At 71.3% G+C, this 13,937-nt stretch carries 11 protein-coding genes; 5 read left to right on the top strand and 6 right to left on the bottom strand.

All coding sequences use genetic code 11. From position 1 onward, the window contains the following. Positions 1 to 19: 19 nt before the first annotated feature. The 4 genes from ACZ55U_RS30545 (at position 20) to ACZ55U_RS30560 (ending at position 5,161) form a co-directional block, all read left to right on the top strand. On the top strand, positions 20 to 1,474 hold the full coding sequence (locus ACZ55U_RS30545) for a glycoside hydrolase family 26 protein (protein ID WP_465531214.1): 1,455 nt from the start codon (positions 20 to 22) through the stop codon (positions 1,472 to 1,474). Positions 1,475 to 1,681: 207 nt separating this feature from the next. Continuing rightward, positions 1,682 to 2,416, top strand: a complete 735-nt coding sequence (locus tag ACZ55U_RS30550; protein ID WP_465531216.1) for a hypothetical protein — start codon at positions 1,682 to 1,684, stop codon at positions 2,414 to 2,416. A gap of 81 nt (positions 2,417 to 2,497) precedes the next feature. After that, complete coding sequence (locus ACZ55U_RS30555) at positions 2,498 to 3,949, top strand: glycosyltransferase family 2 protein (protein ID WP_465531218.1); 1,452 nt, start codon at positions 2,498 to 2,500, stop codon at positions 3,947 to 3,949. 15 nt (positions 3,950 to 3,964) lie between these two features. Then, the gene (locus ACZ55U_RS30560; RefSeq protein WP_465531220.1) at positions 3,965 to 5,161 is read left to right on the top strand and encodes a glycoside hydrolase family 113; all 1,197 of its coding nucleotides are present in this window, start codon (positions 3,965 to 3,967) and stop codon (positions 5,159 to 5,161) included. Positions 5,162 to 5,218: 57 nt separating this feature from the next. On the opposite strand, the gene ACZ55U_RS30565 is transcribed toward ACZ55U_RS30560, so the two are convergent. The 6 genes from ACZ55U_RS30565 to ACZ55U_RS30590 all read right to left on the bottom strand — a co-directional run bounded on the left by ACZ55U_RS30565 (position 5,219) and on the right by ACZ55U_RS30590 (position 12,258). Beyond that, positions 5,219 to 7,360: an acyltransferase family protein gene (locus tag ACZ55U_RS30565; RefSeq protein ID WP_465531222.1), complete on the bottom strand. Its 2,142-nt coding sequence runs from the start codon at positions 7,358 to 7,360 to the stop codon at positions 5,219 to 5,221. A 195-nt stretch (positions 7,361 to 7,555) separates the two neighbouring features. Beyond that, the gene (locus ACZ55U_RS30570) at positions 7,556 to 8,050 is read right to left on the bottom strand and encodes a GNAT family N-acetyltransferase (protein WP_465531224.1); all 495 of its coding nucleotides are present in this window, start codon (positions 8,048 to 8,050) and stop codon (positions 7,556 to 7,558) included. A 159-nt stretch (positions 8,051 to 8,209) separates the two neighbouring features. Continuing rightward, positions 8,210 to 9,058: a histidine phosphatase family protein gene (locus ACZ55U_RS30575; RefSeq protein ID WP_465531226.1), complete on the bottom strand. Its 849-nt coding sequence runs from the start codon at positions 9,056 to 9,058 to the stop codon at positions 8,210 to 8,212. A 154-nt stretch (positions 9,059 to 9,212) separates the two neighbouring features. After that, complete coding sequence (gene mctP / locus ACZ55U_RS30580) at positions 9,213 to 10,823, bottom strand: monocarboxylate uptake permease MctP (protein ID WP_465531228.1); 1,611 nt, start codon at positions 10,821 to 10,823, stop codon at positions 9,213 to 9,215. Continuing rightward, positions 10,820 to 11,125 (bottom strand): DUF3311 domain-containing protein, encoded by a 306-nt coding sequence (locus tag ACZ55U_RS30585; protein ID WP_465531230.1) that lies wholly within the window; start codon positions 11,123 to 11,125, stop codon positions 10,820 to 10,822. The genes mctP and ACZ55U_RS30585 overlap by 4 nt, the downstream gene beginning before the upstream one ends. A 341-nt stretch (positions 11,126 to 11,466) precedes the next feature. Then, entirely contained in the window at positions 11,467 to 12,258 is a 792-nt protein-coding gene (locus ACZ55U_RS30590; RefSeq protein ID WP_465531232.1) for a GntR family transcriptional regulator, read from the bottom strand. 337 nt (positions 12,259 to 12,595) lie between these two features. Here ACZ55U_RS30590 and ACZ55U_RS30595 point away from each other — a divergent pair, with 337 nt between their 5' ends. Beyond that, positions 12,596 to 13,885, top strand: a complete 1,290-nt coding sequence (locus tag ACZ55U_RS30595; protein WP_465531234.1) for an extracellular solute-binding protein — start codon at positions 12,596 to 12,598, stop codon at positions 13,883 to 13,885. The last annotated feature ends 52 nt before the right edge of the window (positions 13,886 to 13,937 follow it).

A 13,937-nucleotide genomic window follows, 5' to 3' on the forward strand; every position in this document is an offset into this window, starting at 1 on the left:
GCAACCGGAGGAGCGGTCCGTGGCCCTGCCCAGAGCCCTGCGCGGCAAGCCCGCCGTCCTGGCCTCGGCCGGGATCGTCGTCGCCGCGGCGGCGGTCGTCCTGCTGGACCACGACGGCAAGGCCGACGACGAACAGCCCCCGCGGGTCCCGGTGTCGGTCGGCCTGCCCGGGCGCACCCTGCCGCCGGAGGTCGGCCGGGACCTGCTGGCCAGGGATCCACAGGCCTCGCCGAACGCCCGCGCCGTCCAGCAGTTCCTCGCCGACCTGGAGGCCCAGGCCCGCACCGGGCAGAGTGGCGGCACGGTGATCGGCCAGCACGTCGAGGCGCACAACGAGCGGAACAACCCCGGGTACGGGGACTACCGGGGTACCAAACAGGTCGGCTACTACTACAAGAAGGCCGCCGACCTCACCGGCAAGCTGCCCGGCTTCGTGGAGACCGACCTCGGCCCGGGCTACGGCCAGAACGGCTGGGGCGTCGGCAACCCGCGCTCCTACTCGGCCGGCCGCTGGCCCACCTGCCGGGCCGGCTGGCAGTACACCGACGACGCCGTCGACCTGCTGACCGCCGTCTGGAGCGGCCACCCGCGCGCCGACGACGGCAGCTACGCGGCGTCCGGCGCGCAGCAGAACTGCGACGGCAGCAGCACCGAACTGCCCGACAACGGCGGTGCCCCGGCCGGGATCGTCGGGATGTCCTTCCATGAGCCCTACCCCGGATCCGACGTCAAGTCCTTCGACCGGGTCCTCTGTTCGAACTCGCCGACCGCCAAGGACCCCGACTGGTTCGGCCGGGTCGTGGACGCCGCGCACGACACCGCCGAGTACCGCGCGCTGATCACCGACCTGTCCTACCTGGCCGACCACCTGGAATACCTGGCCGCCCACGATGTGCCGGTGCTGCTGCGCCCGTACCACGAGATGAACGTGCTGGACTGCTCCCGGCGGTTCTGGTGGTCGGGACAGAAGCCGGCCGACTACCAGGCACTGTGGAAGATCACCTACAAGTACCTGGTGGAGACCCGGGGCCTGCACAACCTGCTGTTCGCCTGGACGCCGGTGTCGTGGGACGGTGCCCCGGGCGTGGATCCCTGGGACTACTACCCGGGCGGGCAGTTCGTCGACGTGGTCGGGGTGGACGACTACAGCGGCAGCCCGGCGCACCCGATCGGCACAGGTGAGGTGTGGACCAAGCGCTACTACGACGGCCTGTCCGCCTACGGCAAGCCGCGAATGCTGGCCGAGTCCTTCGCCGTCCCGGTCAACTCCCGCCAGCCGGAGACCTTGCGGCGCACGCCCTGGACGATCTGGACGGTCTGGGGGCAGTCGCTGACGGCGAACAACCTCACCGCGGACCAGCCGCGCAACCCGGCCGCGGACGTCGAAGCGACGTACCGCAGTCCACTGGCCCTCACCGGTGGCTCCGGCTCGTTCGGCGCGAACGTCGACTGGAGCGGGCTGCATGTGCGTTGAGTCCGCGGTGCACCCGGGGCGGGCGCCGCGAGGTGGGCCGCGGCGTCGGGGCCGCGCTACCGGCCGTACGCCGGGCCTGCGCCGAACGGGTGGAATTCCGGCTCCGTTGCGGCGTGTGGCATCCTGTGGCGGCGAAGCCGAGGGCGGGCGAACGGCCGGGACGGGCCCGGAGGGGGCGGGGGGTAAGGGATGACGCGGACGGGTCCGATGCGCGTGGCCGGTGGCGTGGCCGTCGGCTGGGGTGCGGTGCTGCTCGGCTGGGCCGGGTACAACTGCTTCGCCCAGGTCGGGGCCGCCACGTACCTCAAGGGCGTCTTCTACTACGGCGGCCCCTCGGTGGCCGCCGAGACCGGAAGCCTCAACTACGGCCTGCTGTATCTGGTTTCGGGCATCCTGCTGCTGCGTGGCCGGACGTGGGCGCTCGGCGTGGCGGCCGGCGTCGCGCTGGTCGAGGGGTACAACCGGGTGCGCAGCCTCACCGGCGCGCTGCTGGACGAGCCGCAGCGGAAGTGGTTCACCGGCACCACCGAGGGCTGGCTCAAGCTCACGACCTTCGGGCTCGGGGTGGTCGTCGCCACGGCGCTGATCCTGCTGCTGGCCCGGGCGGCCTGGCGGGAGGAGCGGCCGGAGGCGGTCACGCCCCCGGCCGCGTCCGGGCAGCCACAGCCGTTCCAGCCTCAGCCCGCCGCCTGGGGGCAGCCGCAGGTTCAGCCGTACCCGCAGCCCCAGCCGGCCTGGCCGCAGCCCCTTCCAGGGCAGCCGCAGCCCCAGCCCGGTTGGGGCGGACCCGTGCCGGCCGGGCAGCCGGCCCCGATGGCGTACCCATCGGCCGCGCACCCGCCGGCCGTGGCCCAGCCGTGGCCCGCTCCGCAGCCCGGCAGTCCGGCCGCGGGGCCTCCGGGCCCGATCGCGCCGCCCGCGGACCGTCCGCCGCAGGGCTGAGCCGCACCGGGCCGACCGCCCACGAACGACCCGTGCCCCGCGAGGGGCTGAGACGACACCAGACGAGGAACCGCTTTCGCCATGTCATCGACCACCTCCGAGCGGACGGTGCTGACCACGTCCCGTGAGGCGGCCCGGCTCGCCGAGCGGCAGATGTCGTGGAAGCCCCGGGTGACGCCGTTCTACCTCTCCTTCCTGATCATCTTCGGGTTCTCGGTGTGGGCGTACGTGCCCAACCCCACCCCGCTCGGCTGGGCGATCACCATCCTGTGGGGCATGCCGGTGTTCGGCGTGCTGATCGGCTTCCAGGGCGTGCTGATGGTCCGCCGCCGACTTCGCCAGGTCAGCCGGATGACCCCGGCCGCGCCCGTCGAGGACGACTTCCTGATCGTGCTGGTGCCGACCATCGGGCGGCACGACACCTACCCCGCACTGGAGCGCTCGGTGCTCTCGTACGTCGAGCACCTGCCGCCCTACTTCCCGTGGATGCGGGTGGACATCCTCACCGAGGAGGGCTGCGCCGCCGCAGAGCAGATCGACCAGCTCGCGGAGCGCCACCCGCTGATCCGCGTGGTGACCGTGCCGAAGGCGTACCAGACGCCCAACGGCACCAAGTTCAAGGCCCGCGCCAACCACTACTCGCACGAGCTGCGGATCGAGGAGGGCGAGGCCGAGGACGACGTCTGGGTGCTGCACATGGACGACGACACGGGTGTCGGCCCGGACACCGCCGCCGCCGTCGCCCAGTTCGTCAACCGGCAGCGCCGGGCCGGGGACGACGCCAAGCACATGGCGCAGGGGATCCTGACGTATCCGCGGGAGAACGCCGTCTCCACCTTCACCTGGCTGGCCGACGCGATCCGCCCCGCCGACGACATCGCCCGGTTCCGCGCGATGACCGGCACCGGCACCCCGATCGCCGGCGTGCACGGCGAGCTGCTGATCGTGCGCTCCTCGGTGGAGGCCACCATCGGTTGGGACTTCGGACCGAACACCATCGTCGAGGACGCCCAGATGGCGCTCAACTTCTGCCAGCGCTACCCCGGCCGCAGCGACTGGTTCAACGGCCGCTGTTACGGCGCCTCGCCGGCGGGCGTCAAGGACTTCCTCAAGCAGCGCGAGCGCTGGGCCTGGGGTCTGGTCGCGCTCTGCTTCAACAAGACGATCCCGCTGCGGTACCGGCTGTTCATCGGGATGGGCATGGTCAGCTGGGTGCTGGGCCCGCTCCAGCACGTCGGTCTGGTGCTGCTGGTGGCGTGGTTCACCGGCACCTGGAACACCTCGCCGGTCACCCAGTCCGTGGTGCTGATCTGGTCGATCAACTTCGCCTACGTCATCTGGACCTACTGGGAGGGGCTGCGGCTGAACGTGGTCGCCTCGGCCAACCACCGGCGCAAGTGGTGGGAGCCGATCGTCGTGGTGGCGGCCATCCCGCTGTTCTCCTTCCTGGAGGGCTGGGGCGGCCTGAGGGGACTGATCAAGTTCCTGAAGGGCGAGGAGAACAAGTTCGTCGTCATCGCCAAGCCGGCCTGATCGGAAGTCACGACCGTGAAGCGTCCCGTCATCTTCATCCTCCCGACCGTGGTGGTCGCCCTCACCGTCGGTATCCCGGTGGTCTTCGGGGACCACCCGATCAGGTTCGATCACCAGCGCCCCACCGCGGTGCACTGGGCCGGCGCGCCGACCGAGCAGGGTCGGGTCTGGGGCTTCGGCAAGGACGCGCCTCCGGTGGAGGACACCGGCCCCAAGGTGGCCCGCCCGTGGACCAAGGGCAGCCCGGAGTGGGGCGTGCAGGTGTACTGGCTGGACGACCCGGCAGACCCGGAGAACTTCGTCCAGGGCAAGGTCGACCGCATCGTCAAGTACGTGGTCGGGCTGAACGCCAACTCGCTGTCGGTGTCGTTCCCGTACTACACCACCGGCCCCAAGTCGAACGCCGTCGCCGCCCGGCCGACCACACCGTCCCCGGAGCGGCTGGCCCTGCTGCTGGACGCCGCCCACCGGGCCGGCCTGCGCACCACCGTGCGGCCGATCCTGGACGAGGAGGTGTTCAACTACGCCACCACCGGCGTGTGGCGCGGCAACATCGCGCCCACCGACAAGGACGCCTGGTTCGCCAGCTACTCCGCCTTCCTGGCGCCGTACCTGAAGACCGCGCAGGAGCACTCAGCGACCGAGTTCACCATCGGGACCGAGTTCAACTCGCTGGAGAACGACCCGCACTGGCCCGGCCTGATCGAGCAGGCCCGGAAGACCTTCCGGGGCCAGCTGGTGTACGACGCCAACTGGGACAACTGGTCCAAGGGCGTGCTCGCGCTGCCGACCGACGGAACCGGGGTGGACGCCTACTTCCCCGCCAAGTCGGCGGGCGACGACGCCCCGGTGGCCGACCTGGTGGCCAGCTGGCACAGCTGGCTGGACAAGCGGGGGGCCGGGCCGCAGCCGGCCACCAAGCTCACCGAGGTGGGCATCCCGGCGCAGAAGGGCGCCTTCAAGACGCCCGGCGACTTCTACACCAAGCGCGAGCTGAACGAGGCGGTCCAGGCTTCCTGGTTCACCGCGGTCTGCCAGGTGGCGCAGGAACGCAAACTGGGCGGGGTGTACTTCTGGTCGCTCTACTTCGGCATCGACCCGACCCTGCCGACCAACGAGGACACCCCGCGGATGGACTTCGCCGGGCGCCCCGCCTCGGAGCAGGCGATCCGCACCTGCTTCGCGCAGAGCTACGAACTGCCCTCCTCCTGACGGGTGCGGGCCCCGGGGCCGGAAGCCCCGGGGCCCGCCGTCGCGTGTCGTGCCGTCCTAGTGACCGTCGCCCTGCGGCGCGGTGGCCTTGGCGGACGGCGGCCGGGGGGTGGACTTCGCGGGGGCGTGGCTCGACGACTTGCCGGTGGGCGTCGGAGTCGGGGTCGCAGTGGGCGTCGGTGCCGGCGTCGTGGCCGTCGCGGTCGGCGTCGGAGTGACGGCCGCCGTCGGCGCCGCGGCGGGCTGGCCCGGCGCCGGGCCGGCCAGGGCCGCGGTGATCTCCTTCTCCAGCCAGGGGGTGACGAACCGCATGCCGGCCGGGGTGAGGTGCACCCCGTCGTTGGCCGGGCTGACCAGGTGGCCGTCCTTGTCCTTCCAGGCGCAGGTCTCGTACGGGCAGTAGAAGGTGTTGAGGTCGAGCAGCCGGACGGCGCCGCCGGAGGCCTTCACGAAGTCGGTGACCTGCTGGTTGTAGCAGGTGCCCCAGGTCTTGTTGATGGCGCCGTTCTCGACCCGCTCGTTCATCAGCAGCACCTTGGCGCCCGGTGCGCGCCGGCGGACCTGGTCCACGGCCTGGCCGAGCTGGGTGCCGTAGCGGGTCCGGTAGTCCTCGTCGCACGGGGTGAGCCAGGTGCCGTCGAGGTACTGCTCGGCGGCGTCCCAGCCGAGGTGGACCACGACGGCCTGCGGTCCGCTGCCGAGCTGCCGTTCCCAGGCGGCGGCCCGGTCACGGCACTCCTGGCTGGTCTCGAACTCCTCCCGGGAGGTGGTGCGGACCTTCTCCGGGCCGAACAGCCCGCAGCCGCTGATCCCGCCGTCGACGACGCGGTAGCGGTCGCCGTGCCGGTACAGGCCGGTCGAGAGGTCCTGGGAGAAGGAGTCGCCGAGGAGCAGGACCAGAGGCTTGCCGCTCGGCCCGGACTTCATGTCGTGGGTCACCCAGGCGGGCAGGTACCAGGCGCCGGCGGTTGCCACCGCGGCGGTGACGGCCACCAACGGGACGGCCGGGAAGAACCTCCAGCGCAGCACCCGCAGCTTCTCGGTGCCGAAGTGCAGCAGCCAGGCCAGGACCCAGGAGAGCGGTGCGCCGATGAGCAGCAGCCGCTTCGGCGAGATGTCGTCGACGTAGTTCTGGAGCAGCCAGTACACCGGCAGGTGCAGCAGGTAAAGGCTGTAGGAGATGGTGCCGGTGAGCCGCAGCGGGGGCAGCGACATCAGCCACACCAGCGGTCCCCGGTCCTGGCAGAGCGAGACGGTGAGGACGGCGGAGAGGGCCGCGACCACGGCCAGTCCGCCCTGGTAGAGCCACGGCTCGTGGTAGTTGTCGACGGAGAGGCTGGTCCAGACCAGGCCGCCGAGGGCCGCGGTGCCGACCAGGGTGGGCAGGACGGGGCCGCCCGGCACCCGGGAGCGCCACCCGCGGGCGCCGACGGAGGATCCGGCGCGGACCTTGTCGCGCTGCCAGAGGTAGACGCCGAAGGCGGCGGTGGCACCGGCCGCGAAGCCGACCGCCCGGGTCTCGGTGCCGAGGTAGAGGCGGTCGCTGTTGTCGCCGTCCCACATCAGCGGGGCGACCAGCGCGGCGACCACGAACAGCCCTGCGGTGGCGAAGCCGGCCGCGCGGATCGAGCGGCGGCAGATCCCGTAGACCATGAGCAGGAGCAGCGGCCAGAGCGCGTAGAACTGCTCGGTGATGCTGAGCGACCACATGGCCGCGAGCGGGTCGATCGAGGCGAAGTGCTGCCAGTAGGCGTCACCGCGCGACAACTGGGCCCAGTTGGCGATCTGGGCGAGCGCGGCCAGTGCCTGCGGGCGCAGGTCCCTGACGTCCCGTAGCGGACTGACCAGGGCGGACAGCCCGACCACCAGGATGATGGTGGCGAACAGGCCGGGCAGCAGCCGCTTGGCGCGGCGGCGGTAGAAGACCCCGAGGCGGATGCCGTCGGTGCGGTCCAGCTCGCGGACCAGCACCAGGGTGACCAGGAAGCCGGAGAGGACGAAGAAGACGTCCACCCCGAAGAGGCCGTTCTGGAACCAGTTGGTGTGGTACAGCAGCACGGACGCGATGGCCAGGCCGCGCAGCCCGTCGACCGCCTTGAACCGGACGGAGGGCGGCAGCGGGCCGCGCGGCTTCGGAAGCGGGGCGGGGATCGCGTAGCGGCTGGTGGCGGGGGCTTCGATGCCCCTGCTTCTGCGCATGTCCTGGAGCGTGGGTCCGCTCGCGGGCGCGCCGAGACCGGGCCCGTCGTCCATCTGGTCTGTTCCCCCGGGGTCGATCGACTGTCGCGACGCGCCTCTGGGGCACGTCTTGATCTGTGGTTTATATCAAAAGACGCTTGTTGATCGTCTGTCGGTCGTCGGCGGAGGAGACGGCGGGCACCGGCCGACGGGCGCTCAGAACGCCATGGTGTAGACCATCAGGCGCATCCCCGGCACCGGCTCCCAGTCGCGCTCGGGGGTGCGCCGGAAGCCCGTCCGCTCGTAGACGCGGTGGGCGGTGGTCATCGTCGGCTGGGTGGAGAACGCCATGCCGGCCAGGCCCAGTTCGCGGCTGCGGGCGACGGCGGCACGCACCAGTGCCTCGCCGACGCCGCGGCCGCGGGCGGTGGCGGCGGTGGCGAGCATCCGGATCTCGCCCTCCCGGGGGGTGGCGATGTCGGCCCACTCGGTGCCGCCGACCGCGAAGGTCACGCTGCCGAGGACCCCGGCTCCGGCCGCGTCGACGGCGACCAGCAGTTCGGCCTCCCGGGCCCGCCGTTCGGCGTCGGCCAGCAGCTCGACGTAGCTGCTGGCGGGGTCGGTGTAGCCGTCGCCGACGAAGGCGTCGACGGTGATCCGGCCGGCGTCGGTGAGGTCCTCCGGGAGGGCCTTGCGGATGAGGAAGTCCATCGGGCCAGTGTGCCGGACCGGCTGGTGGGGCGGTCCTGCGGGGTCGAACGGAGCGGTCGCGGACCGTCGAGCCGACCGTCGAGCGGACCGGCCGAGCGGACCGGCTGAGCGGACCGGCCGAGCGGACCGGCCGAGCGGACCGGTCGAGCCGACCGCCCGTCAGTCCGCCGGGTCCGTCAGGTGCCCGACGCCGTTCCAGCCGTCCGGCCGCAGCCGCCCGTCCTGGGCCCGCCAGACACTGGTGGAGCAGTTGTGCACCGGCCCGAGTGCCATGAGCTGCTCCTCGCCGAGCCGGTCCAGCGCGTAGCGGAGCATCAGCACCGTGCAGTCGTGGGCGACCAGCAGGACGGGCCGGCCGGACTCCTCCTCGCACAGGTCCCGCAGCAGGCTGCGCACCCGCAGCGCGACGTCGGCCCAGGACTCGCCGCCCGGCGGGCGGTAGTACAGCTCGCCCATCTTGCGCCGCCGGGCCGCCTCGCGCGGGTACTCGGCCTCGATCGCGGCCTTCGGCAGCATCTCCAGGACGCCGAGCTCCCGGTCGCGCAGCCGCTCGTCGTAGCGGACGGCCAGGGTGACCGGCACGGCGCCGAGCCCGGCGGCCTGGGCGAGCGCGATCCGGGCGGTCTCGACGGTGCGGACGTACGGCGAGCACCAGACGCTGCGCGGGCGGTCGGCGCTGGGCAGCCCGGCCCACCAGCGGCCGAGGGCCTGGGCCTGGCGCCGGCCCTGGAGGGACAGCGGGATGTCGGCGTCGCGGCAGTCGATCGGGACGCTCAGCGCACCGGCGGCCTCGGCGAGCTGGAACTCGACGTTGGCGGTGGACTCGCCGTGCCGGGTGGCGATCAGCACGGACGGCAGCCGGCCGGACCCCGCCGGGCGGTGGCCGCTGACGTGGTGCAGGTGCGGGTTCTGGGCGGTGACGTGCTGCTGGTGCGGGCCCTGGGCCGGCTGGTGCTGGCTCTGGGTGGACTGGTGCTGGCCGTTGAGGGTGGTGCCGATTTCTGCCATGGCCGCGAGCTCCCCGTGGTCGATCAGGTTCCGGCCGGATGCCGGTCCGGTCTGGTGGTGCCCGGCGTGCACGCCTGTTCATACATATGATCGCGCCGCCTCCTCCAGTGTTCACGGAGAAGGCGGCGCGATCACAGGGCGCGTACCGCGCGAATCAGTGCGCCGCTACGGGCTCCGGCGCGTTCTGCGGCTCCGCGCCACCGGCCTCGGCGCTGTAGTCGGACGGCCTGGTCTCGTCCGGGCCGTCCGGCGCCTTGACCGCCCGCAGCACCAGGGTGAGCACCACCGCGACGACCAGGTTGAGCGCGAAGGCGGTCAGGCCGATGTAGCCGATCTCGCCGATGCCGGGGATCTCGGCCGCGTTGCCGCCGAAGTGCTTGGTGGCGGGGCTGGCGATCCCGTACGCCTTCCAGGTGCCGTACGCCATGCCGGCCGCCCAGCCGGCGAACAGCGCCCAGTGGTGGAACCAGCGGGTGAACAGGCCGCCGACGATCGCCACGAAGGTCTGGAGGATCCACAGGCCGCCCAGCAGCTGGAGGTTGATCGCGGCCTGCTTGTCCATGCCGAGGACGAAGACCAGCGCGCCGACCTTCACCAGCAGCGAGACCAGCTTGGCGATCCGGGTCTCGTCGGCGGGGGTGGCGGCGGGCTTGAGCCACTCCTTGTAGACGTTGCGGGTGAACAGGTTGGCCGCCGCGATGGACATGATCGCGGCCGGCACCAGCGCGCCGATGCCGATCGCGGCGAAGGCCACGCCGGTGAACCAGTCCGGGAACATGTCCGCGAACAGCTGGGGCACCGACAGCTGGGCGTTGAAGCCCTTGACGCCCTTGCCGACGCCCGCCGCGATCGCCATGAAGCCGAGCAGGGCGAGCAGGCCCAGCATCAGCGAGTAGGCGGGCATGATCGCCATGTTGCGGCGCACGGTGTTGCGGGACTTGGAGGCCAGCACGCCGGTCACCGAGTGGGGGTACATGAACAGCGCCATCGCCGAGCCGAGGCCGAGCGTGGCGTACGTCCACTGCTTGTTCTCCGGGATGGTCAGCGAGCCGGCCTTGGTCTCCTTGAAGTGCTGCGCGGCGGAGTCGAAGACGTGCCCGTAGCCGCCGAGCCGGATCGGGATGTAGATCACCGCGACGATGATCACGATGTAGACCAGGGCGTCCTTGACGAAGGCGATCAGCGCCGGGGCGCGCAGGCCGGAGGAGTAGGTGTAGGCGGCCAGCACGCCGAAGGCGAGGAACAGCGGCAGGTCCTTGACGAACCAGTTGGCGTTCTCCCCGCCGCCGACGCCCAGCACGTCCAGCACCGCCTGGATGCCGACCAGCTGGAGGGCGATGTACGGCATGGTGGCCAGGATGCCGGTGAGCGCGACCACCAGCGACAGCGGCCGCGAGCCGTACCGGCCGCGCACGAAGTCGGCCGGGGTCACGTAGCCGTGCACCCGGGAGACCGACCAGAGCCGGGGCAGGAAGAGGAAGACCAGCGGGTAGGCGATGATCGTGTACGGCACCGCGAAGAAGCCCGCCGCGCCGGTCGCGTAGACGGCCGCCGGGACGGCGACGAAGGTGTACGCGGTGTAGAGGTCGCCGCCGAGCAGGAACCACGTCACCCAGGTCCCGAAGCTGCGGCCGCCCAGGCCCCACTCGTCCAGGTGCGCCGCGTCGCCCGCGCGGCGCCAGCGCGAGGCGAGGAAGCCCATCACGGTGACCAGGGCGAAGAACAGCACGAAGACCACGAGGGCCGGCACGTTGACGTCCTTCATCGCGCACCGCCCTCGCGGGCCGCCTTGCGGGCCTTCTCGTCCCGGTTGATCAGCAGGTAGGCGGCGACCGTGAAGACGGCCGACAGCGGCACCCAGAGCAGCTGGTACCAGTAGAAGAAGGGCGCCCCGGCCAGCTCGGGTTCGCTCTTGTCGTACGAGGACACCCAGAGCATCGCGACGATCGGCACGAGCAGGGCGAGGCCGGCCAGCACCCGCTCGGGGGTGACGGCCGGGACGGCCGGGACGGCCCCGCCGGCCGGCTCGGGCACGGCGGCGTCGACGGTGGGGGGATCAGAGGGCATCTTCGGCTCCGCTCCGGAGGGGTTCCCCGTCGGCGCCGCAGCCCGGTCGGCGCCGGGGCGCCTCGCGGACCCGCCGAGCAGCACCATCGGTGATCGGCAGTCAGGTCATTACGGCTGCGCAATCTAGGGCATGGGGTGATCCATGTCACCGGAATTGACGGAACTTCCCATCACTCGGACGCAACCGGCCGATGTCCGCCGCCGAGGGGCGGAAATGCGGTGCCGCGGTGGCCGGAACGGGCGTCGCCGTCGCAGGGGGTGAGAGCGGGGTCGCGGAATGCGGAAAGGCACCGGCGCGCGGGGTCGCGCGCCGGTGCCCGAAGTCCGGTGGGGGAGTGCGGCTACTCCGGACGCTTCAAGCGGGTGATGAACTTGTAGCGGTCGCCGCGGTAGATCGAGCGGACCCACTCGACCGGGTCGCCCTCGGCGTCGAAGGAGTGCCGGGAGAGCTGGAGCATCGGCAGACCGAGGTCGGAGCCGAGCAGCCCGGCCTCGCGCGGGTTGGCCAGGGTGGTCTCGATGGTCTCCTCGGCCTCGGCCACGGTGACCCCGTACACCTCGCGCAGCGCCGCGTACAGCGAGGTGTGCTTGGCCAGGTTGCGGCGCAGGGCCGGGAAGCGCTTGGCGGAGAGGTGGGCGACCTCGATGGCCATCGGGTCGCCGTTGGCCAGCCGCAGCCGCTCGATCCGCAGCACCCGGCCGCCGGGCTTGATGTCCAGCAGCGGGGCGAGCCGCTCGTCGGCGGTGATGTAGCCGATCTCCACGAGCCGGGAGGCGGGCTCCAGCCCCTGGGCCCGCATGTCCTCGGTGTAGGAGGTCAGCTGGAGGGCCTGGGCGACCTTGGGCTTGGCGACGAAGGTGCCCTTGCCCTGGATGCGCTCCAGCCGGCCCTCGACCACCAGCTCCTGGAGGGCCTGGCGCACGGTGGTGCGCGAGGTGTCGAACTGGGCGGCCAGCGCCCGCTCGGGCGGCACCGGGGTGCCGGCGGGCTGGGTCTCGGTGAGTTGCAGCAGGTGCCGCTTCAGGCCGTAGTACTTGGGGACGCGCGCGGTCGGGTCGGTGCCGGCCTGCGTCGGGAGGCTGTTCACCTCGGGGTCGTTGACCTGGGCGGTGGATCCCCCGTCGCTGCTCATCGGACCTGTTCTCCCGCTTCTCGCGGGGTCTTCACCGACCCCGCCACATCGTTAACGGCTCACATCGTTGCATGTATGGCTACGGAACGAATACCTCATCACGCGATGAACGATGTGCGGTGTCGTCTTGATAACGGGTGGTGGAGAAGGGCCTGACAGCCGTTGACAGGCCCATTGGTCTAGGCCAAGCTCCAGGCATCTGGTCTACACCACTAGACCGGTAACTATGAATCCCCCCACCCGTTCGATGGGGTCCGCGGCACCTTTCCCCCCGCTTTGTGTGGGTCTGCCGCTGCCGCCCGACGGGGGCAACCCAGGCATCCCTCAGGAGGATGGCGTGAAGCGTCAGCTCATCGCGGCGGTCGGCGTCGCAGCAATGGTCGTCGGTCTGGCGGCCTGCAGCTCGGACGGCAAGAAGAGCGAGGACAAGTCCGGCTCGACCTCCGCCTCGGCTGCCGACAAGTACAAGGGCAAGACGCTGAAGGTCTGGACCATGACCGGCTCGGCCCCGAAGGGCTGGACCGACGCGGTCAAGACCGAGTTCGAGACCACCTACCCGGGCTCGAAGGTCGAGTTCACCGCCCAGGAGTGGGGCGGCATCGGCGCCAAGGTCACCACCGCCCTGTCGGAGGGCTCGGTCGACGTCCTGGAGGTCGGCAACACCCAGACCGCCGGCTACGCCGCCTCGGGTGGTCTGCTGGACATCACCAAGGACAAGGCCGCCTTCGGTGGCGACGCCTGGCCGGCCAACCAGAACGAGTCCGCCGTTCTGGACGGCAAGCAGTACGCCGCCCCGTGGTACGTCACCAACCGCGTGGTCGCCTACAACAAGGACCTGTGGGCCAAGGCCGGCCTGACCGGCACGCCGAAGACCCTGGACGAGTTCTACGCCGACCTGGAGAAGCTGAAGACCACCGAGGGCGTCGCCGACCCGATCTACATGCCGGGTCAGGAGTGGTACGTCTACTTCGGTCTGCTCACCAGCGAGGGTGGCAAGATCGCCAAGAAGGACGGCGACAAGTGGGTCGGCGGCCTGGGTTCGCCGGAGAGCCAGAAGGCCTTCGAGACCTACAAGAAGCTCCAGAGCTACTCGACCACCGGCCCGAAGGACAAGGACGAGGCCACCCCGCAGCAGAAGGACGTCTTCGGCAAGGGCAACGTCGGCGCCATGATCGGCCTCGGCTGGGAGCTCCCGGACGAGAAGGCCCTGGCCAAGGACAAGATCGGCTTCTTCCCGCTCCCGGGCAAGACCGCCGACAAGCCCTCCGGCGTGTTCCTCGGTGGTTCCAACCTCGCGATCGCCTCGCAGAGCAAGAACACCGACATGGCCAAGGACTTCCTGAAGATCGCCCTCAACGACAAGAACGAGGGGATGTTCGCCGCCGCCGGCATCACCACCAACAAGCCGGCCCTGGACGCCGCGATCACCGGCGACTTCGCCACCGCCGCCAAGACCGCCGCGGCGGTCGGCGCGATCACCCCGAACACCCCGAACTGGGCCAGCGTCGAGGACAACCCGAACCCGGTCAAGGAGTTCCTGACCGCCGTCCTCCAGGGTGGCGACTTCGCCTCCACGGCCGCGAAGTACGACGACATCATCGCCAAGAAGCTCAACCAGAAGCAGTAACAGCACTGAGCGGCGTCGCTCACCGGCCCCCGGCGGGGGGCCGGTGGGCGGC

The organism is Kitasatospora sp. NPDC034533, from assembly GCF_055575155.1.

Bases quoted from the DNA above. Each gene is read 5' to 3' on its own strand.
- ACZ55U_RS30565 (WP_465531222.1), bottom strand. From the start codon at position 7,360: ATGCGCAGAAGCAGGGGCATCGAAGCCCCCGCCACCAGCCGCTACGCG.
- ACZ55U_RS30555 (WP_465531218.1), top strand. From the start codon at position 2,498: ATGTCATCGACCACCTCCGAGCGGACGGTGCTGACCACGTCCCGTGAG.
- ACZ55U_RS30575 (WP_465531226.1), bottom strand. From the start codon at position 9,058: ATGGCAGAAATCGGCACCACCCTCAACGGCCAGCACCAGTCCACCCAG.
- mctP (WP_465531228.1), bottom strand. From the start codon at position 10,823: ATGAAGGACGTCAACGTGCCGGCCCTCGTGGTCTTCGTGCTGTTCTTC.
- ACZ55U_RS30570 (WP_465531224.1), bottom strand. From the start codon at position 8,050: ATGGACTTCCTCATCCGCAAGGCCCTCCCGGAGGACCTCACCGACGCC.
- ACZ55U_RS30585 (WP_465531230.1), bottom strand. From the start codon at position 11,125: ATGCCCTCTGATCCCCCCACCGTCGACGCCGCCGTGCCCGAGCCGGCC.
- ACZ55U_RS30550 (WP_465531216.1), top strand. From the start codon at position 1,682: ATGCGCGTGGCCGGTGGCGTGGCCGTCGGCTGGGGTGCGGTGCTGCTC.
- ACZ55U_RS30590 (WP_465531232.1), bottom strand. From the start codon at position 12,258: ATGAGCAGCGACGGGGGATCCACCGCCCAGGTCAACGACCCCGAGGTG.